At 68.6% G+C, this 20,354-nt stretch carries 14 protein-coding genes; 9 read left to right on the forward strand and 5 right to left on the reverse strand.

The annotated features are described in order from the left end of the window. Positions 1-10 precede the first annotated feature (10 nt). Positions 11-463, forward strand: coding sequence for an SRPBCC family protein (locus tag B0F77_RS29205; RefSeq protein WP_086666212.1), 453 nt, complete (start codon positions 11-13; stop codon positions 461-463). On the opposite strand, the gene B0F77_RS29210 is transcribed toward B0F77_RS29205, so the two are convergent. Genes B0F77_RS29210 through B0F77_RS29220 form a run of 3 tightly spaced genes read right to left on the reverse strand, consistent with a single transcriptional unit; the run spans position 464 to position 7,474 of the window. Next, positions 464-5,383 carry a CHAT domain-containing protein gene (locus B0F77_RS29210; RefSeq protein WP_086666213.1) on the reverse strand — a complete coding sequence of 1,640 codons (4,920 nt, stop codon included), beginning with the start codon at positions 5,381-5,383 and terminating at the stop codon, positions 464-466. Continuing rightward, positions 5,380-6,465 carry a hypothetical protein gene (locus tag B0F77_RS29215; RefSeq protein WP_086666214.1) on the reverse strand — a complete coding sequence of 362 codons (1,086 nt, stop codon included), beginning with the start codon at positions 6,463-6,465 and terminating at the stop codon, positions 5,380-5,382. Before B0F77_RS29215 ends, B0F77_RS29210 begins: the two co-directional genes overlap by 4 nt. Before the next feature lies 1 nt (position 6,466). Further along, positions 6,467-7,474 (reverse strand): trypsin-like peptidase domain-containing protein, encoded by a 1,008-nt coding sequence (locus B0F77_RS29220; protein ID WP_086666215.1) that lies wholly within the window; start codon positions 7,472-7,474, stop codon positions 6,467-6,469. A 327-nt stretch (positions 7,475-7,801) separates the two neighbouring features. On the opposite strand from B0F77_RS29220, the gene B0F77_RS29225 reads away from it, so the two are divergent. The 8 genes from B0F77_RS29225 to B0F77_RS29260 are packed head-to-tail and all read left to right on the forward strand — an operon-like array spanning position 7,802 to position 17,800. Further along, positions 7,802-8,890, forward strand: a complete 1,089-nt coding sequence (locus B0F77_RS29225; protein WP_086666216.1) for a mandelate racemase/muconate lactonizing enzyme family protein — start codon at positions 7,802-7,804, stop codon at positions 8,888-8,890. A 29-nt stretch (positions 8,891-8,919) separates the two neighbouring features. After that, complete coding sequence (locus B0F77_RS29230; RefSeq protein WP_211294105.1) at positions 8,920-10,860, forward strand: alpha-galactosidase D; 1,941 nt, start codon at positions 8,920-8,922, stop codon at positions 10,858-10,860. Between the two features lie 22 nt (positions 10,861-10,882). Continuing rightward, positions 10,883-11,845, forward strand: coding sequence for a carbohydrate ABC transporter permease (locus B0F77_RS29235; protein WP_211294107.1), 963 nt, complete (start codon positions 10,883-10,885; stop codon positions 11,843-11,845). Positions 11,846-11,855: 10 nt separating this feature from the next. Then, complete coding sequence (locus B0F77_RS29240; RefSeq protein ID WP_211294109.1) at positions 11,856-12,737, forward strand: carbohydrate ABC transporter permease; 882 nt, start codon at positions 11,856-11,858, stop codon at positions 12,735-12,737. Next, positions 12,734-14,893 (forward strand): glycosyl hydrolase family 95 catalytic domain-containing protein, encoded by a 2,160-nt coding sequence (locus tag B0F77_RS29245; RefSeq protein ID WP_245848794.1) that lies wholly within the window; start codon positions 12,734-12,736, stop codon positions 14,891-14,893. The genes B0F77_RS29240 and B0F77_RS29245 overlap by 4 nt, the downstream gene beginning before the upstream one ends. Further along, positions 14,887-15,792 carry an acetylxylan esterase gene (locus B0F77_RS29250; protein ID WP_086666218.1) on the forward strand — a complete coding sequence of 302 codons (906 nt, stop codon included), beginning with the start codon at positions 14,887-14,889 and terminating at the stop codon, positions 15,790-15,792. Before B0F77_RS29245 ends, B0F77_RS29250 begins: the two co-directional genes overlap by 7 nt. A 20-nt stretch (positions 15,793-15,812) precedes the next feature. Then, positions 15,813-17,129 (forward strand): ABC transporter substrate-binding protein, encoded by a 1,317-nt coding sequence (locus B0F77_RS29255; protein WP_245848796.1) that lies wholly within the window; start codon positions 15,813-15,815, stop codon positions 17,127-17,129. A 20-nt stretch (positions 17,130-17,149) separates the two neighbouring features. Further along, a complete protein-coding gene (locus tag B0F77_RS29260) occupies positions 17,150-17,800 on the forward strand; it encodes a GntR family transcriptional regulator (protein ID WP_143466955.1) in 651 nt (216 codons plus the stop codon). Between the two features lie 29 nt (positions 17,801-17,829). Here the strand turns inward: B0F77_RS29260 and B0F77_RS29265 are convergent, their stop codons facing one another. Together B0F77_RS29265 and B0F77_RS29270 are read right to left on the reverse strand one after the other, a co-directional pair. Beyond that, entirely contained in the window at positions 17,830-19,350 is a 1,521-nt protein-coding gene (locus B0F77_RS29265; protein ID WP_245848795.1) for a DUF4185 domain-containing protein, read from the reverse strand. A 26-nt stretch (positions 19,351-19,376) separates the two neighbouring features. Beyond that, the gene (locus B0F77_RS29270) at positions 19,377-19,886 is read right to left on the reverse strand and encodes a hypothetical protein (protein ID WP_086666221.1); all 510 of its coding nucleotides are present in this window, start codon (positions 19,884-19,886) and stop codon (positions 19,377-19,379) included. Positions 19,887-20,354 lie beyond the last annotated feature (468 nt).

Consider the following 20,354-nt stretch of genomic DNA (forward strand, 5'->3'; position numbering starts at 1 on the left):
GTTCGGGCGCATGACCCCGGACGCCTCCGCGCACATCGATGTCGCCGCTCCGCCGCAGCGGGTGTTCGAGCTGGTCAGCAACCTGCGCGGACTCAGCTCGTGCGCCGAGGAGTACTCGGGCGGCAAGTGGTTGGGCACCTCCGGCCCGTCCGTGGGGGCGAGGTTCCGCGGCGTGAACCGGCGCGGCTGGCGGGTGTGGCCGACGACCTCCATCGTGACCGACTGCTCGGTCGAGCGGTTCGCGTTCGAGGTGAAGTCGCTCGGGCTCGCGGTGTCGCGGTGGCAGTACGACATCGAGCCGACCGCCGATGGCTGCCGGGTCACGGAGTCCACCTGGGATCGCCGGCCTGCGTGGTACAAGCCGATCACCGTGCTGGCTACCGGGGTGAAGGACCGGGCGGTCACCAATCAGGCGAACATCGAGGCGACGCTGGCGCGGTTGAAGCAGGCCGCGGAAGCTTGATCAGCTCAAGTCGACCGTGCCGTCAGCGCCGAGGCAGCTGAACGGCCTGCTCTGCGGGTCTTTGGCGATGGCGAACGCCAAGGCCCGTGCGATCGTTTCCCCGGAACCGAGATGCCGGTAGAAGTCGGCCAGCGTGGCCGCGCAGGCCTCGTTGCCGACCCTGTTCACCGGCGTCACGACGGTGCGCACTCCTGCGTCGATCAGCGCTCCCGCAAAGCCGAATGGCTCGACCAGCTCGCACCTGTCGATCACGACGACGCTGGGCGGGCGCGACAGCAGCCGGATGGTGCTCGGGACGAGCGGTCCGTCGATGAGCTCAGCAGCGGAGAACCACGGATTGCCGACGCCGCCGACCAGGTGTGCCGAGAGATGGGCGAGTCCGGCACCGTCCAGCGCCGAGAGCACGGCGGCGACCGTGGCCTGCTCACCGCTGAGCTGGACAGCGTTGCGAAGATCGCGAACAGGCTGGCCCGTGGTCGTCACCACCACCGCAGGACCGGCCGGGGGTTCTGTTCGTTCCGCGCGCAGCCATTCACTCGCCGACCGCACGACGGTTGTCGCACGCCCTCGCAAGGACGGAAGCAGCCCCCACGGGATGTCGTGAAGTGCCCCGGCGGGCGCGACAACCAGTTCCCTGCCTTCGATGTACCGGCTGAGCGGCTTGATCAACGAGGTGTCCAGCTGTTCGGCAAAGCGTGACGACGACGTGCCGATGACCTGGACGAGGGACTCCGGCAGGTGGTCGGGTGCCAGTACCTTCAGGTCGGCGCGGAGTTTGACGGCCGCGGTCGAGACAGCATCTGTGGTGCCGATCTCCACCGTCACCGCGTGCGTCGCCGTGACGATCATCGCGATGTACCGGTCGCCCGCGATTCCGAACGACACGAGCGCTCGTTCACCAAGTGCTGCCGCGACTTCCTCGCGTGAGCACACCGGGTGGACAGCGGGCAGTTCGCGCAACCGTCTGCCCAGCTCGGTATCGACGTCCTCGGCGGACCGGCCTTCGAACCGTGCCTGCTGACGCCTTCTGGCGGCGATCCGCAGTTCGGACACGACTTCGGGCACCGGCCTGGGGTCATACCGGTAGACATCGGCCTTGGCGTGCTCGAGCCAGTCGAAGAGATCCGGGTCGCGGGAGCGCCACGCGATGTCCACGGCCAGGTTCGCGAGGGTGAGGCCCTCGACGGCGGTTCCTGCCGGCAGATCCAGCGTGCCGAGCCGGTCGGGGTGGTTCACCAGCTCCGCGAAGCCCTGCTGAGCCTCCACCAGAACATCCTGATACTTACCGCGGACGGCCGCCAGGTCCGCTCGGCACAGTCGCAGCGCCATCCGGCACTCGATCGAGCTGAAGTTGCCGGCGCCGGGCAGGGCGTAGACCTGTTCCACGGCGGACTCCAGGTCCCCGCGACGGAGTCTTACGCGCACGGACAACGCCTCGGCGACAGCGGCTTCGTCGGAGAGGCGGAACTCGCGCAATCGTTTCGCCAGCTCTGCGACGCGGCCGACGGTGGGTGGCTTCCCCATGGCGAACTGAGCACGCATCCGGGTCAGAGCGCTGATCGCGGCCCACCTGTGCTCGTCGCGCCGGGTGAACCGCCGGTTCGCCGATCGGGCCAACTCGCTGGCATCCCTGAAGTCGCCGCGGAGGTAGGCGGCGGTGGCTGCCCGGTGCTCGGCGATGGCGAGTGCCCCTCCGGCACGAGCTGCTCGCAGGACGTACATGTGTTGGTTGAGCAGGTTCGCCGCATCGACGGCCAGTCCAGCGGACAGCATCGCTTCCGCCTCGCCAAGACGGTCCTCCGCATCGCGGTAGTACGCGATGGCGGTGGGAAGGTCGGCTCGCAGCATCGCGAGCTGACCCAGGTATCGAGATGCCGCCGCGCTGTTCCCTGGATGTTCGTTGCCTGCCAGCTTCACCACACGGCGGAAATCCTGCTCCGCTCGGTCCAGCTCGCCGAGCGCGACGAACGCAAGTCCGCGCACGGTCAGCACGAGTTCCAGCGCGACGGAATCGAGGTCGGCCGCCGCCCGCTCCCGTTCGACGATCGCGATGGCGTTGCTGTAGTAGCCCGCTGCCAGCTCCATGTCGCCGGACATGGCCGCGTCCCGGGCGCGATCGAGTTCCCCGAACGCCTCCGTCGCCACGGTGAAGGTCGCGGCGGCCTTGAGCAGTGCGCGGCGAGACTCGGCTTCGGTCGGAGCCACGTTCTCCACTGCGAAAAGCGCCTGTGCCCTGGCATTGGTGCCGAGGTCCAGTTTGAGCACACTGCGCAGCAGCGCCTCGGCGCGATCGAAGTCCGGCGTGGCCGCCGGAAACCTGATGGGGAGCCGCAACTCGGGCACTTCGACCAGGTTCTTGGTGTATTCGCTGTCAGTACCGCCGGCGACCGCGTCGTCGGCCTCTTGCTGGAGCAGTTCGGTGAGCAGCCGTGTCGTGCCCTCTGGCGGCTCACCCTCGAACGAGAGCACGAGAACGACCATCTTGGCCAAGGTGTAGCGGTCATCGGTGCGCGACATGGCCTGCCGCAGCGCGTTCGTCACGCGGGGGTCCTGGGCGAACTGCGCGCGGACCTGGTCGGCGTCCCTGGGGTCGATGCCTTCGGAGCGCAACGCGTCGACGAGTACCACGAGTGAGTGCTCACCGACCTCGGCGGCGAGCTCGCGCAGCAGACCGGGCACCCGCTGGACGTCGCGGACACCGAGCAGGTGGTGGAGCAAGATCGCCTGCTCACGGAGGTCGCCGATGGTGTCGTCGTTGACCGGTGCGCCGTGGCGGGCGAACCTGAGCCGCTGCACGGCCAGCTGGAGCCGCGTCTGCAGGTGGGGAACGGTCGGCGGGAGGTTGGCCGCGATCTGCAGCGCCTCGGCGGCGACCGTGTTCGCGTCCTCGAGCCGGTTGGTGAGTTCGCAGAGCCGGAGGATGTGCGCGGTGAGCCGGAAGTAGTCCTCGGTGTCGCCGTTCCTGGCGGCCTTCTCCTGTGCCGTGGCCGCCACCTCGAGCGCCTCGCCGTGCATCCCGAGCAGGTCGAGCACGTTGATCCGGAGATCGGTCGACTCGAGGGTGGGGCCCACGACGCGGTCGTGCTCGTCGAGTGTGATCAGCGCCTGGTCGAACCTCAGGTTCGCCGCGAAGTCGCGGACGTTGCGCAGGATCAGCTTGCCCCGCACGCCGAGCTGGGCTTGGCGCAGGTCGTCCGCGGAGACCGCCAGATCCGGTGACTTGGCCGCGAGGTAGGCCTTCGACGACGGTGGCAGTTCGTCCAAAGAGGACAGCAGGTGCGGCAGTGCCTGGTCGTGCCACCGGCGGTTGAGCGTGGCCGGGGTCTGCCCCAGCATGAGCCGGTGGTACAGCTCCTCGGCCCGCTCGATGACGCCCTCGCGTGCCGTGTAGTACTTCACCGCCCGGCGGTGGATCAAGGCGGTGGTGCGGGGATCGTCCTCGGCCAGCCGCGGGAGCATGATCGATCGGACGTCCGCGCGGTGCACGACCTCGTCCCGGTGCGGCACGCGGTCGACGAGCATCGCCTCACGGGCGAGTTCGTGGAACAACCGGTACGCGTGTTCCGTGTGGTGCACGGCGATTCCGCAGGGGACGGCGAGCACCTGCTCGATCAACTCGGGGGTCACGCGACGCAACGTCAGCCCGGGGTGGGCGAGGCTGCGCACGTCGGGATCGTCGATGTAGTTGAGCAACCGGTGGTAGAGCTCGCCCTCGATCGCGGTGCGGCGCAGGGCGAGATCGCGGAACGCGTCGTTCGCCGGATGCCTGCGCAGGATGCCCGCTGCCAGTCGCACACACAGCGGAGTCGTGCGGATCAACCCGATGACCCGGCGTGCTTCGGCTTCCGGTACCTCGACCAGAGCGCGTAGCAGCGTGATCGCGTCCTCCGGTGGCAGCACGGAAAGCTCGGCCGACTCGAACCCGAGCTCCGGCGCGGGCGACCGGCCCGCGAGCAGGACCGAGGCGTGGGGAGAGCTCAACGCGAGGTCGTTCACGAAATCGGCGAACGTCTCCTGCACCGCGATGGACCGGCGCTGGACCTCTTCGACGGTGTCGAAGATGAACAGGGTCGACCGCTCCCTGGTGATGTCGGCGAGCTGCGCGAGCTGTTCTTCCTCGCGGAACCGGTGGGAGAGCGTGCGGCTGGACGAGTCGAGCAGCTTGGTGCCGGCCCGAAGCGCCTCCACCGCCCGCAGAAGCGCGGCGTTGGCTGTCGTGTCGCCGCCCGGAAGCTGCGCCGCGAGCTGCCTCAGCAGACCGACGACGAGCGAGGCGGGCACCGCCGGGTCCAGCGCGCTGTTGTCGAAGTTGAGGTACCCGACCAGCGCGCCGGGCACGTGGTCGAGCACGTGCCGTGCCAGAACCGCGGACTTGCCGGCTCCGCCCATCCCGTGGATCAAGAGGGGAGCACCCGGCGAGCGGAGGTGCTCGGCGAGGCGGGCGAGCAGGTCCTCCCGGCCCACGAACTTGTCGTCCGCCAGCGCCCGCAACGGTTCCAGCAGCGCGGCCAGGCCGAGCGCGCGGTCGATCGCGCCCTGGTCGGGGAGGTGCGGCAGGTCGAGCCATCGGGACAACCAGCCGACCGCGCGCAGCCGGGCGACGTCCAGCTGGTCCAGTTCGACGCCTGCACCGGCGCCGACGAACTGGTCGATCGCCCACTGCCGGGCGTCGCCGGGCCGTTCGGGCAGCCGCGACCACACCCGGCGCAGCTCGCTGAGGCCGACGCCGGCGACCGTCGAGCGGCGCACCGAGTCGTCGAGGCACCAGTGGCGCATGCCGGACTCGACGCGCACCCTGCGCGAGTCGGGGAACAGCACTCCGTTTTCGTCCTCGACGCCCAGCCAGTGCAGTTCGTAGTGGGCGAGCAGGCTGGCGCGCAGCCTGAGCTCGCGGGCGTCCAGGCCCGTGGACAACGTCATACCGCGCCCCCTGCCGGCCCGAAGGACGCGTGTGCCAGCCTGCCCGCCTTGCGGCCGAGCGCGTGCAGGTCGGTGAGTGCCGCCTCGGCCAGCACCTCGTCTACGAGCGCGGCGAGTTCGTCGAGGGACAGCCGGCGGCCGGCTACGTCCGCGACGTGGTCGAAGAACTGCCGCAGGTCGTGTTCGGTGATGTCGTCCAGCGACTCGAGGAGCAGGATGTCGAGCACGTCGGGCGAGAAGTCGCACGGATGGCCGGTGACGATCAACCGCATGTCGCGCAGCTGCCCGGCTTCGACCTCCTTCGCGAGCTGGGCCACCGCGACGAGCACGGCGGGATCGACGCCGGCCCGGTCGAGGCCGTCGATGAACACCCACCGCGCCTGCCGCGGCAGCGCGCGATAGCGGCCGACGAACTGGTGGACCAGTTCGCGGGCGGCCCGGGAATGCTCGACCAGCGGGTCGACGTCGGCGATCGGCTCGATGCCCATCCTGGTGGCGAGCTTCGTGATGAACTCGCCGGCCGAAACCGTGTCGTACCAGTCGTTCTCGATGTCGATCACGATGAAGTCGCAGCGCATGGCCGGGTCGTCGCACAGGACGTGCTTGATCAGGTGGCGGCTGTAGGTCTTGCCGGAGCCAGCCTTCCCGACGATCGCCAGGATCGGGTACTCCTCCTTGAGCATCTGCACGAGGCTCGCCCGCAGGTGGGTGCGGTCGAGCACCGCCCTCTTCCCGCCCGGCCCGACCAGCATCGAGCGGTGCCGCTCGGCGCACAGGTACCAGTTCACGCTCGGCGCCAGGGCCGCGAGCACCTGGTCGAGTTCCGCGGCGGCGGCCGGTACCTCGGCGCGGACCTCGCGGATCAGTGCTTCGAGCTTGCCCGCGTTGGACGCGTCACGGGTGAGCGTCTGCCAGAGCGCGGACGGGGTCTGGTGGTGCCACACGACCTCGGCGGGCCGCATGCCGATCCGCTGCCAGATCTCGGCCATCCGGTCGGCGTGCCAGATCGCGCCCTCCAGCGCGCGGTGCAGCCGGGCGGCTGTTCCGTCGCGCCAGTCGGGCAGGTCGACCCACCGAGCCATGTCAGTCCTCGAAGCCCGTGCCGAGCGCGTCGAGCCGTTGCACCACGCGGCTGATCGCGCGGCCCTGGTTGCGGAACGCGACGCCGCTGCCGTCGTTCGCCTCGACCCACTGGTGGTGCAGGGCGACGACCCGCCACGCCTCGTCGAACACGGGCGAGCCCGACGAGCCGGCGTCGGTGTCGGTCCAGTACTGGACGACGTCGTCGGCGGAGTGCAGCACGAGGTTGTGGTGCATGGCGATCTTCTTGGGCAGTCCCTTGGGGTGCTGGATGATGCTCACCCGGTCGTGGATCCGGGGCCGTGCGCTGTGACGCAGCGACAGGATCGGCACGTCACCGGGCAGCGGTTCCGCGGTCCGGATGACGGCGAAGTCGTCGCGCGCCTCGCCGACGATCGTACCGACGTCACAGCTGATCTCCACGGGCGTTCGCGGCTCGCCGTCGAGTCCGATCTCGTAACCGAACTGGGCGCGAACCGCGGTGGCCGGTGCGATGCCCTCGTAGAGGACGTGGTGGTTGGTCAGCAGCGTGCGTTCGCCGACCCGGAACCCGGTGCCGTACCAGCTCTTCCGGCCGCACTCGACGAGGATCCGGCACACCGCTCGCGCGCGGTCGAGCCCGTGTTGCAGGAACGCGATGTCCAGCAGCGTGTTCTGGTTCTCGACGATCTGACGTTCGTTGCCGATGTTGAGCCACACGGGCGCGTCGGGCATCCACGGGACCTCGACGATCGGCCGGTCCGCCAGCAGTTCGCCGACCCGGCGGGCGAGCGCGGGCCGGTCCTTGGCCGCGGCGCGCACCACTTCGGGCAACCTGAGCTGTTCCGCCGCCACGGTGAAGATGTCGAACCACAACGCGCGTGGTGCCAGGCCCCACCGCACCAGGGCGGGGGAGAGGCCACCTTCCCGCAGCACGGCCTCGATGTCGGCGTCGCGGTAGATGGTCATGCTCACGACGTCACGCAGTTCCTGCAGCCGCGCGTCCGTCCAGTCCAACGGGTGATCGAGCATCCGGTGCCTCTCGGGTGGTTCGCGCCCGCATGATCACACCACGGCTCCGGTTTCGGGCGCCTCCAGGGGCGCTTCACCCGTTCGGGCGCCGATGACAATCGGACAGAAACGCTCACATCTTCACTCGCAGTCAAACAGCGACCAACAGCGATCACCACGGTCGTGAGCTGCAAACATCGGAGGACCGGAACTAGAACCGGTCCGCCAGACCCGTTGTAACCGCTCTCATCACCGTGGCAACCTGCCCGAACGACGGTTGACACCCTCGAAACGCCCGCGTTCAATGCCCGCAAATATCCTATAGGATCAGAGATCCGAGGAGTGGGCGTGGCAAAGGTGCTCCGTGCCGAGGCGTTCCAGGTCGACGTTCCCGTCGAGACCCTGCGTACGGACGCGGTCCAGCAGTTCGTCAAGCAGGAGACCGTCTTCGTCGAGATCACGACCGACGACGGCCTCACCGGACTCGGATACGCCTACACGATCGGCACGGGCGGCAGCTCGGTCCTCGCTCTCCTGAAGGACCACCTGCTGCCCCGCCTCGTCGACGCGGACGCGCGCCGGATCGAGCGGATCTGGCAGGACCTGTTCGCGAGCACGCGCAGCACCACGGTCGGCGCGATCACCTCGCTCGCGCTGGCCACCGTCGACACCGCGCTGTGGGACCTGCACTGCCTGCGCGCCGGGGAACCGTTGTGGCGCATGGCAGGCGGCTTCCGGCAGGAGGTGCCGCTGTACGACACCGAGGGCGGCTGGCTGCACCTGAGCACCGAGGAGCTCGTCGCGGGCGCCAAGGAGACGGCCGCGCAGGGCTGGCAGGGCATCAAGATGAAGGTCGGCAAGCCCGACCTGACCGAGGACGTCGAACGCCTCGAAGCCGTCCGGGAAGCCGTCGGCGAGCGGTTCGCGATCATGGTCGACGCCAACCAGTCCATGACGTCGGCCGAGGCCATCCGGCGCGCGGACGCGTTCCGGGACCTCAACCTCGCCTGGCTCGAAGAACCGCTGCCGGCCGACGACGTCAGCGGGCACGAACGGCTCGTCCGAAGCACGAGCATCCCCATCGCGGTGGGGGAGTCGCTGTACTCGGTGGCCCAGTTCCGCGAGTACCTCGAACGCGGTGCCGCCTCGATCGTCCAGGTCGACGCGGCACGGATCGGCGGCATCACGCCGTTCCTCAAGGTCGCGCACGTCGCGGAGGCGTTCAACGCCGACGTCTGCCCGCACTTCCTGATGGAGTTGCACGTCAGCCTCGCCGCCGCGCTGCCCAACGGGAAGTTCGTCGAGCACATCCCGCAGCTGCGCGCCATCACCAGGAGCGAGCTGAACGTCCACAACGGACACGCACTCGCACCTGACACGCCAGGTCTCGGCATCGACTGGGACCGCGACGCGATGGACGACCTCAGGGTCGCCTGAAAACCGCCGGAAATCACAAAGGAGTGGTCTTGAGAGCGTTAGGTGTCGTTGCCGGCCTGCTCGCGTCACTGATCGCGGTACCCGCGGCAGCCGAAGTCCAGCCGCAGAAGATCGCCGAGAAGCCCTACATGGGTTGGAGCAGCTGGAGTCTGCAGGCGACCAACTACCCCGGTGTGAACCCGGACGGCCCGGCCAGCTGGCTGAACGAGAAGAACGTGGTGGCGCAGGCGGACGTCCTCGCGGCGAGGTTCAAGAAGCACGGCTACAACCACGTCAACGTCGACGCGGGCTGGCTCGGGTCGTTCGACGAGTACGGCCGGCCGGTCGCGGACCCCAAGAAGTTCCCGCACGGCATGAAGTGGCTCGGCGACTACGTGCACGGCAAGGGCCTCAAGTACGGCTCGTACCTCGCGGTCGGCCTGGACCTCAAGGCGTACAACGACGGCAACACGCCGATCTACAACGCCCCCGGCTGCACCACCAAGGACATCGTCTACCCGGACCTGCGCAAGACCAACGGGTGGGACATGGCCTACAAGATGAACTTCGACAACCCGTGCTCGCAGAAGTACATCGACTCGATCGCGCAGGTCATCGCCGGGTACGGGGTCGACTTCCTGAAGCTCGACGGCGTCGGCCCCGGCAGCTTCAAGGGCGGCGAGCGCTACGACAACACGACCGACGTCAAGGCGTGGAACACCGCGCTCAGGAACACCGGCCGCCCGATCGAGTTCCTGATCTCCTGGGCGCTGAGCCACCGGCAGGCCGACGTGTGGAAGGCCAACACCAACGGCTGGCGCGTCGACACCGACGTCGAGTGCTACTGCCCGACGCTCGTCACCTGGAACCAGTCGGTGAAGCAGCGGTGGAACGACGTCGTGCAGTGGATCGACGACGCCGGGCCCGGACGCTGGAACAACCTCGACAGCCTCAACGTCGGCAACGGCGAGATGGACGGCATCACCGAGGCCGAGCGCCGCAGCTACATGACGCTGTGGGCGATCTCGAACTCCCCGCTGTACCTGGGCGACGACCTGACGAAGATCGACGACTTCGGGTATCGGCTGCTCACCAACGACGAGGTCATCGGGATCAACCAGGCCGGCGTCCCGGCCCGTCCGGTCGACCAGTTCTCCGACCAGCAGGTCTGGTACGCCCGCAACGCCGACGGCAGCTTCACCGTGGCGCTGTTCAACCTCGGCTCGAAGCCCGCGACCGTCACCGCGGACTTCGCACAGCTCGGCATCACCGGCACCGCCAAGCTCCGCGACGTCTGGGACCGCAAGGACATCGGCCAGGCCAAGGGCTCGTTCAGCGCCGACCTGCCGGTGCACGGCACGAAGCTGCTGAAGGTCACCCCGCGCACCGCCGTCGCACCCGCCGTGGTCCAGGGCACCGGTGCCACGCCGACCAGCGTGTCGCTGAAGTGGCAGGGCCGCTCCGGCGTCCGTTACGACGTCTACGCGGGCACCAAGAAGGTCGCGACGACCACCTCGACGAACGCGACCGTCACCGGCCTCACCCCGGCGACCTCCTACGAGTTCACCGTCGTGCGGAACGGCAACCGCTCGAAGCCGGTTTCCTTTGTGACGCCGAAGGAATCCGTCACCTACGAGGCGGAGAAGGGCAGCCCAGGCGGCGGCGCGACCGTCTACGGCTGCGCGTGCTCGAACGGCAACAAGGTCGGTTTCATCGGCGGTAGCGGCGTTCTGACGATGCCGACGGTCACCGTGCCGCGCGAAGGCACCTACCTGGTCGAGCTGAACTACGTCGACGCGAGCTCCAGCCGGACCGGCGTCGTCACGGTGAACGGCACCGGCTTCAAGCTGCCCGTGGCCGGCTCCAACGACGACAACTGGAACGCGCCGCAGAAGGTCACCGTCCCGATCTACCTGCTGGCCGGCAACAACACCATCAGGTTCGGCAACCCGGACGACTCCGTGTTCGACGTCGACAGCATCCGCATCTGACCCCTGAACTGGAGGCGTCGTGGTGACAACCGTGCAAGACTCCAGCGCCCATGTCGTGCGTGGACCTGCCACCACGGCGCCTCCGCCCACAGTCCGGCGGCGCACCGGCCCTGCCTCGCGCCGCAACGACACGTGGGTCGCGTGGCTGCTCGTCGCGCCCGCCATCCTCGGGTTCGGCGTGTTCTTCGCCTACCCGATGCTGCGCGGCGTCTACCTCAGCTTCACCGAGTTCCACATCCTCACCCCACCGGTGTTCACCGGGCTCCAGAACATCCAGGAACTCGTCGACGACGGCCGGTTCTGGCACTCGCTCGGCGTCACGGCGTACTTCGTGGTGCTGACCGTGATTCTCGGCGTCGGCATCTCACTGATCACCGCGGTCGTGTTGCACCGCCTGGGGGTCAACACGACCGTGCGCGGGCTGATGATCCTGCCGTTCCTCATCTCCGGCGTCGTCACGGCGCTGGTGTGGACGTGGATGCTCGACCCGCAGCTCGGCATCGTGAACCAGCTGATCACCTGGGTCACCGGCGAACCGATCATGTTCTTCGGTTCCGACGCCTGGGCGGTGCCGACGCTGGCCGCGCTGAACGTGTGGAAGTCCATGGGCTACAACGCGGTTCTCATCTTCGCGGGCCTGCAGACCATCCCCGCGTCGATCTACGAGGCCGGCCGGATCGACGGCGCGTCCGAGTGGCAGATGTTCCGCTCGCTCACCCTGCCGTTGCTGCGGCCGATCCTGGTGATGGTCGTGATCCTCAACGTGATCAGCGCGACCCAGGTCTTCGACATCGTCCAGGTCAGCACCAAGGGCGGTCCGGCGGACGCCTCGCTGGTGCTGCAGATGTACATCTACGACAAGGCGTTCGGCCAGTTCGACTTCGGCTACGCCGCCACCATGTCGCTCGCCCTGTTCCTGCTGCTCGTCGCGGTGACCTTCACGCAGCTGCGGATGGCTCGTGCGGGCGAGTCGGACACGAACTGAGGAGGCGCCGGTGACTCTCTCGATGAAGCTCGGCAGGGGTGTGGCGTGGGGCTACCTCGTCGTCGTCCTGCTGGTCACGATCTTTCCGTTCTACTGGATCCTGCGGACCGCGCTGTCCAACAACTTCGCGATGTCCACCGACCCGTCCTCGTTGCTGCCGGTGCACTTCACGTGGGGCCCGTTCCAACGCGCCCTCGGTCTCGCCACCCCGGCCGAGGCGGCCGCGGAGGGCGGTTCGGGCGCGAAGATCGACCTCGCTCTGGCTGTGTGGAATTCCATTGTGTACGCGGGGCTTCTGACTTTGTGCACGGTCGTGTTCTCGGCGTTGGCCGCTTATGCGTTCGCGCGCTTGCAGTGGAAGGGCCGGGACGTCGTCTTCTCCGTGCTGCTCACCGCGCTGATGGTGCCGTCGGTGTTCACGCTGCTGCCGAACTTCGTGCTGATGAAGGACCTGGGGCTGCTGAACACCTTCGGCGGCATGATCCTGCCGGGCGCGTTCTTCTCCGCGTTCAACATCTTCTTCCTGCGGCAGTTCATGCTGGGCTTGAGCAACGAGGTCGAGGAGGCCGCGATCATCGACGGCGCCGGCCCGTTGCGGGTGTGCTTCCGAATAGTGCTGCCGATGAGCATCGCGCCGATGGCGACTCTGACGCTGCTGACGTTCATCACCACCTGGAACGACTACTTCTGGCCGTTGCTCGTCACCAACGACGAGTCGGTCCGCCCGCTCACCCTCGCGCTCGCGGTGTTCAAGCAGTCCTCACCGCAGGCGTCGCTGGACTGGGCAGGCCTGATGGCGGCGACGCTGGTCGCGGCGCTGCCCATGTTGCTGCTGTTCCTCGTCTTCGGGCGGCGGCTGGTCAACTCCATCGGCTTCACGGGGATCAAGTGAGACTGCACTGGCCTGCGGCGGCAGGGGAGTGGACCGAGGCGTTGCCCGTCGGCAACGGCCGCCTCGGGGGGATGGTGTTCGGCGGGGCCGGGCGGTCCCGCGTGCAGGTCAACGACGCGACCGTGTGGTCGGGTACCGCGGCCGGGCCCGCTCGTGCCCTGGCCGAGGTGGTGGCCGGTGGGGCCGGCCCGGAGCGGCTGGCGCAGGTACGTGCGGCGATCTTCGGCGGTGACCTGGAACGGGCGACCGAGCTGCTGATGTCGTTCGAAGGCCCGTACAGCCAGACGTTCCTGCCGTACGTGGACCTGTGGATCACGCTGCCCGAGGGCGAGTCGCACGGCCGGACGCTGGACCTGACCACGGGCGTGGTCACCGAGCGGCTCACGATCGGTGGCGCGGACGTCGTCCGGCGGGTGTGGACGTCGGAAACCGCGCTGTGCGTGGAGATCATCGGCGCGGTCCCGGTGGATGTCGAGCTGACCACGCCACTGCGCGAGGTGTCGCGGGACGGCCTCAACCTGGTGATCGAGATCCCCGTCGACTCGGCGCCGCGGCACGAACCCCAGGTCGAGGCACCGGTCTACGGCGCGGGCGAGCGCGGCGTGGTGACCGTGCAGGTCGATGAGGGAGACCGCTGGTTGCTCGCGCTCACCAGCTCCACGACGACGGAATCGTTGTGGACCGGCAAGCGCCGCGGCAACCACATGACGCTGATGGACGCGTGCGAAGTGCGGTTCGGCGACCTCCCGGACGTCGTCGACGTGCCCGAGCTGTTGTCCGGCGAGGACGAGCAGCTCATCGCCTCGGTGCTGTTCGCGTTCGGTCGCTACCTGCTGGTCTCGTCGTCCCGGCCCGGTGCGCCGCCGGCGAACCTGCAGGGCATCTGGAACGGCGACCTGCGCCCCGCCTGGTCGTCGAACTACACGATCAACATCAACACCCAGATGAACTACTGGGCGGCCGAGGTCACCGGACTCGCCGAGTGCCACGAACCGTTGCTGGAGCTGCTGGAGAAGCTCGCGGTGACCGGCGCCGGCGTGGCACGGGAGCTGTACGGGGCGCGGGGCTGGGTGGCGCACCACAACACCGACGCGTGGGGCTGGGTGCTGGCGGTCGGCATGGGCCACGGCGCGGTGTCGTGGGCGCTCTGGCAGATGGGCGGGGCCTGGCTGGTCCAGCACGCCTGGGACCACTACGACTTCGCCCGCACCTGGTCCACTTTGGAGCGTGCGTGGCCGTTGCTGCGCGGCTGCTCCGAGTTCCTGCTGGACTGGCTGGTCGAGGGCCCGGACGGTTACCTCGACACATGTCCGTCGACCTCCCCGGAGAACTGGTTCCTCGTCGACGGCGAGCCGCAGGCGTTGTCCTGGTCCGTGACGATGGACGTGACGCTGATCCGGGCCGTGTTCGAACGGACGCTGGCGCTGGCCCTGGCGTCCGGCCGGGCCGATCCGGTGGTCGCGGAGATCACCGCCGCGCTGCCGCGGCTGCGCCCGTTCCCGGTGCTGGACGACGGACGGCTGGGCGAGTGGGTCTCCGACCTGCCGGAGGAAGACCCCAGGCACCGGCACATGTCGCACCTGGTGTCGGTGTACCCGCTCGGCCAGATCGTCGCCGGCACCCCGCTCGGTGACGCCGCGGTGGCGACGCTGGACCGGCGTGGCAACGGCGCGATGGGCTGGTCGTGGGCCTGGAAGATGGCGTTGCGCGCCCGGATGGCCGACGGCGAGACCGTGCGGTCACTGCTGTCCGAGGCCTCGCAGGCGTTCACCGGCGACCGGCACCGCGACGCGCCGTTCGACGGCTCGGAGTGGGGTGGTCTGCTGCCGAACCTGTTCAGCACGCATCCGCCGTTCCAGATCGACGGCAACTACGGCTTCACGGCGGCTTTGGCGGAAGTCGTGGTGCAGAGCCACACCGGCGTGATCGACGTCCTGCCCGCCCTGCCCTCCGGCTGGACGCGTGGTTCGGCGCGCGGGCTTCGGTGCCGCGGCGGGCTCGCGGTGGACGTTTCGTGGGACGACGGCGAGGTTTTCGTGCGGCTGCGGCGGTTGTCCGGTGACGCCACGGAGGTCGTGCCGGTGAGCATCGGCGGCGAGGTCACCGAGGTCCTCGTGAGCGACGTCGTGGACGTGCGGGGGAGGATCTCGTGCTGACGGACCTGGGCCTGGACGCGCTGTGGGAGTACCGCAGTTCCTACGTTCGGCCGGACGACTTCGACTCGTTCTGGGACTCGACCCTGGCCGAGGCGCGTTCGTGCGAGCTGAAGGTCGAGGCGGTGCCGGTTTCCACACCGTTGCGGACTCTCGACGTCCACGACGTGACGTTCTCGGGTTTCGGTGGCGACCGGATCCGGGCGTGGCTGCGGACTCCGCGCGGCTCGACGGGCCTGCCCGCTGTGGTGCAGTACCACGGTTATGGCGGCAACCGGGGGAGCGCGGTCGAGAACCTGACCTGGGCCAGCGCGGGATTCGCGCACCTGCAGGTCGAAGTGCGCGACCAACGTGGCGGTGCGGGGTTCATGACCCGTGGGATCGGCGACCGCTCCACCTACTTCTACCGGCGCGTGTTCGTTGACGCCGTACGGGCGGTCGATGCCGTGCGCGCGCTGGGTTCTCCGGACGTCGCCGTGATCGGCAACAGTCAGGGCGGCGGGATCGCGCTGGCCGTCGCGGGTCTGGTGCCCGACCTGGCCGCGGTGCACACCCAGGCACCGTTCCTGTGCGACTTCCGCCGGGCGTTGAACGTCTGCGGCCGCCCGCCCTACACCGAACTGACCACCTACATCGCCGAGAACCGGCGTTCCGACATCTTCGGAGCACTGTCCTATTTCGACGGTGTCGGGTTCGCCGCTCGAGCCGTCGCCCCCGCCTGGTTCTCGATCGGCCTGATGGACGACATCGTGCCGCCGTCCACCGTGTTCGGCGCCTACCACGCCTACGCCGGACCACGGCAGATCGCCGTCTGGGAGCACAGCGCCCACGAGGCCGGCGGCTCCGACGACCTCGACATCGCACTCGACGCCTTCCGTTCCCGTCTACTGGAGAATCCATGAAAATCGCCGCCTTGGCAGCTGTGACAGCGCTCGTGGTCGCGGGCTGTTCGTCGGGTTCCGACTCCGCCTCAGGCAACACCGTGAACTGGTGGACCTGGGACGACAAACAGGCAGTCGCCTACGGCGAGTGCGAGAAGGCGTTCGAGGCCGCCAATCCCGGCACGGACGTGAAGATCACCCGCTACAACGTCGACGACTACTTCACCAAGCTCACCGCCGGTTTCGTGGCCGGCACCGCACCCGACGCGTTCCAGAACTCCGTGCAGTTCCTCCAGGCCTACGCCTCGCAGCACCAGCTGATGCCGATGGACGACCTGATCGCCAAGTCCTCTCTGGACCTGAAGAAGTACTCGGTCGGCGTCGACACCTGGAAGTTCACCGACGGCAAGCAGTACGCGCTGCCGCTGGACTGGGCCGCGGCCGGCGTCTACTACAGCAAGGACGCGCTGACCAAGGCGGGCATCGCCGAGGCCGACGTCGCCAGGATGACGTGGAACCCCGACGACGGCGGCACCTTCGAGAAGATCGTGGCCCGGTTGACGATCGACAAGAACGGCAGGCGCGGCGACGAGCCCGGTTTCGACAGGAACGCCGTCGCCACCTACGGCGTCGGCGCGATCGCCGGCCGCAGCTTCATCGGCGAGACCACGTGGGCCCCGCTCGTCTCGACGCTCGGCTGGAAGATGGGCGACAGGGACCAGTGGCCCACCAGGTTCAACTTCACCGACCCCCGCTTCGTGAAGACGATGAAGTGGGTGACCTCGCTGACCGACCGGGGCTTCTCCCCGAAGATCAACACCTTCACCACCGGCAACCAGTCGACCATCTCCGACATCGACCTGGTCGGCTCCGGCAAGACCGCGATGACCCTCGGCGGCTCCTGGTCCGCGCCGTCGTTCGGCAAGATCCCCGGCGTGCCGGTGGGCATCGCGCCCACGCCGCTCGGTCCGGGCGGCAAGCGTTCGGTGCTTTCCAACTCGAACGGCAACAACATCTGGGCCGGCACTCACAACCCGGATCTGACCTGGAAGTGGGTCAGCTACCTGGGCAGCGAGGAGTGCCAGACCAGGGCGGGCGCCACCGGCACGTTCTTCCCGTCGATTCCAGCCTCCATGGACAACACCGTGACCTCGATGAAGTCGCAGGGTGTGGACCTCTCGGTGTTCAACCAGTACGTGAAGGACGGCGTCCTCTACCCGTCCACCGCCTACGCGAACGGCTCGGCGGTGCAGTCCGCCGAACAGCCGCTGTTCGAGGCCTACTTCGGCGGACAGCGCTCGGATGACGTGTTCGCGGAGATGGAACGCGTGTCACAGGAGATACTGGCCAAGAACTGACGGGAGCCTCAGGAGTGGTGTTGCGGATACCGACCAGGCGCGTGCTCGCGGATGACGTCTACGAGCAGATCCGCGCGCTGATCATGAGCGACGGCATGGAACCGGGTGCCCGCGTCAACATCGACGAGATCGCCCGGCAGCTCGACGTGTCCCCAACCCCGGTCCGCGAGGCCCTGGCCCGCCTGGAGTCCGAGGAACTGGTCAGCAGGCTCCCGTTGCGCGGCTACCGCGTGACGGATCTGCTGAACCGCAAACAGGTGGACGACCTGTACGCCCTGCGCCTGCTGCTGGAACCGCCGTCCGCGGCCCTGGCGGCAGCGCGCATGACGCCGGAGAACGTCGTGCAGATCGAGGAGGAGCTCGCCACCTGCCCGGCGGCTCCCGCGGACGACGCCTATGACGACTACAAGAACCTGACCGCGCACGATCAGCGGCTGCACGAACTCATCCTGCGCATCGCCGGCAATGACGCGGTGTTGCAGTCGTTCGCCAAGACCCACTGCCATCTGCACCTGTTCCGGCTGAACTTCCAGCAGCCGTTCGGGGTGCAGACCATCACCGAGCACCGGGCGATCGTGGACGCGCTGGTCGCCAGGGACGAGACGGCGGCGAGCGCGGCGATGACGGCGCACCTGGAGGTGGCGCGGGCCCGGCTGCTGGACCGGATGTAGCCGGGCCCGCGTTCGTGCCAGTGGAAACGCTATTCGAGGACCACGTCGTCGACCTGGATCCAGAAGTCCTGTCCGGAGACCGACCACCCGCCGATGAAGACCTCCAGGTCCGCGTCCGCGCCCGCGGTGAACTCGACGCTCAGCTGGGTGTAGTCCTGAAGATGGCCGAACTGCCGCTCCACCACGACCCCCTGGGCGAAGGGGCGCCGGGCGCCGAAGTACCCGGCCGAGTTCGTGTCGGAGCTGCGCACCCAGGCCGTGAGCCGGTACCGCCTGCCCGGCTGCACGACCACCGACTGGAACAGGTCGTTCCACCCGGAGTTGTGCCGGACCCAGCCGTTGTTCGTGCCCGTGTGCGACTGCCCGCCGTAGTCGATCCCACCTCGGCCGTTGATCCGCCACGGAGCTGGGCCCGCGCCCGCCGGCCGGTTCTCGAATCCGCCGTCCTGCAACAGGTTCGACTCCACCGCGACGTCGCCGAGCCGCAGCCGCATCAGCCGCACGTGGTACGGCGTCCACTGCGACATCGCGAAGTACAGCTCGGGGCCGTTGGCGCTGTCCGGGTGCAGATAGGACCCGTACAGACCCGGATAGTCGTTGTCGTGGGCCACCACCTGGCCGCCGGTCCACGGCCCAGTGGGTGCGGTGGCGGTGCGCAGCACGATGGCCCGCCGGCCCAGGTCGAGGTGCAGCGCGACCCATCGGCCCAGATGACTGTTGTAGATGACCGACAGTTCACCGACCGGTCCGGAGATGACCGGCAGCGAGTCGTCCACCGCGCCGGTTCGCCACCCGGTGGCCGTCCAGTACTCGTACACGGAGGTGTCGAGGACGCGTGCCTCTGGCACGCGCGCGACGTGGGCGTTGGTGCCGACCCTGCCGTTCGGCGTGCCGAAGAGGTAGACGTACCCGTCCCGTTTGGCGAACGCCCCCAGTTGGAACCGCCCGCTCCCACCCGCGTTCTGCCAGCGGGCGGACGCGGACTTGACCCAGGTCTGGCCGCCGTCGTCGGAGTAGGCGAGGCCCGCGTAGTTGGTCTGCCACCGCCCTTCGCCGGGTCCCCACTGGCGCACCGACATGTAGTGCAGGTAGTCCCGTGAGCCGACGCTGACGCCCGCGGTGGGGATCACGGTCACCTCCGGCACGGCGGGGTCGCGCGGCAGGATCTGCTTCGCGTGGCCGGGCCGGTCGGTGACCATGGAGTCGATGCGCATGCCGTCGGCGAGGTTGGTGTCGCCGGAGTGGGCCAGCGTGTTGAACCGCCAGTCCGCCGGACCTCCCGCGCCCGGACCCGTCCAGTCCGCGCCGTAGGTGTCGCCGAAAGCGGTCGCCACCCGCCCGCGGCTGTCCCGCCACATGATTCCCAGGTCGGTGGCATGGACGGTGAAGCGGCCACTGGTGTCGTTGATGTCGCCCGCGCCCTTGCCCGCCACCAGGGCCACTGGCTGGGCGAGGGAGAACGCGGTGGTGGCCGGCTCGGATCGGGCCGGCGTGGCCGGCACGGTGGTGATCAGCATGATCGCCGCGACGAGTGCGGTGGATCGGAACATGCGTGCTCCTTCCGGGGCGCCGGCGATCAACACGCGTAGTTGACGTAGGCAGAGGACAGGGCGTCGTTGGGCACCGCGCCCCACGGGAAGTTGCCGCTGCTGTTCGCGGGGAAGCCCGCGTGCGGATCGGTGCCGGGCTGGTTGGCGTAGAACGTGCCGGACGCACAGGAGTCCCAGGAACTGGCCTTGTCGTTGAGCGGCAACGAAACGTAGTAGTTGCCGGGGCCGCCGATCACACAGACTCCCCAGCCGTTCCTCCAGTCATCGGAGCCGTACGGGCCGTTCTCGTAATAGGCGAACGAGCAGTCCTGCGGCGCCGCGGCGGCTCCGGCCTCGGCGGCGGGGCTCAGGCACGTGCGTCCGTCCTCGCTGCCCACCTGCGGTACGAAGGTGACCGCGCAACCGGGCAGCGGTGCCGCGGCGTTCGCGATCCGCGCCACCGGTCCGGCCGGGGACGCGCTCACCGCCTGCCCGCCGGCGGTCTGCAACAGAGCCACCACTCCCGCGATGAGCATCGACCATTTGCGGTAATTCACTTTGTTCCCCCTCACGTCTTTCCTGATGGGGGTCATCCCTAACACCGGGGGGATGTTCACGGTCGGTCGGCGGGACCGGAAGAAACAAAGGCTGAAGAATCGACGTGGAGGTGACGGGGGTGTCACTCAGCCGGTGGCGAGGACGTCGGACAAGCTCACCGCGGGGCGGCCGAGCATCGAGTTTCGCGAACTCCTTCTCCTCCGCGGAGAAGTAGCCCACGAGATCCGCGCCGGCTCCCGCGAGGTCGAGCGGGGCCGGCGCCGGGGCGGTCCCGATGGCACGCGGCGCTAGTAGTGCTTTGTCGGGTTGCCTGGACCTGCGCAGACGTGTGTCGGTGCGCGCATGGCCACTACCAGCGCAGTTGGTGGTAGTTGAGGTGATCTGCAATCGATTACATCGGCTCGTAACTACAACCAACTTACAAGTGCAGCATCGTGAGAACGCGACCACCGGGGTCGCGGAAGTCC

It is taken from the genome of Lentzea kentuckyensis, from assembly GCF_002150765.1.
GTDB lineage: Bacteria > Actinomycetota > Actinomycetes > Mycobacteriales > Pseudonocardiaceae > Lentzea > Lentzea kentuckyensis.

Excerpts from the sequence above, each read along its gene's own strand:
- B0F77_RS29215 (WP_086666214.1), bottom strand. The coding sequence starts at position 6,465 with ATGGCTCGGTGGGTCGACCTGCCCGACTGGCGCGACGGAACAGCCGCC.
- B0F77_RS29205 (WP_086666212.1), top strand. The coding sequence starts at position 11 with ATGACCCCGGACGCCTCCGCGCACATCGATGTCGCCGCTCCGCCGCAG.
- B0F77_RS29220 (WP_086666215.1), bottom strand. The coding sequence starts at position 7,474 with ATGCTCGATCACCCGTTGGACTGGACGGACGCGCGGCTGCAGGAACTG.
- B0F77_RS29210 (WP_086666213.1), bottom strand. The coding sequence starts at position 5,383 with ATGACGTTGTCCACGGGCCTGGACGCCCGCGAGCTCAGGCTGCGCGCC.
- B0F77_RS29265 (WP_245848795.1), bottom strand. The coding sequence starts at position 19,350 with ATGTTCCGATCCACCGCACTCGTCGCGGCGATCATGCTGATCACCACC.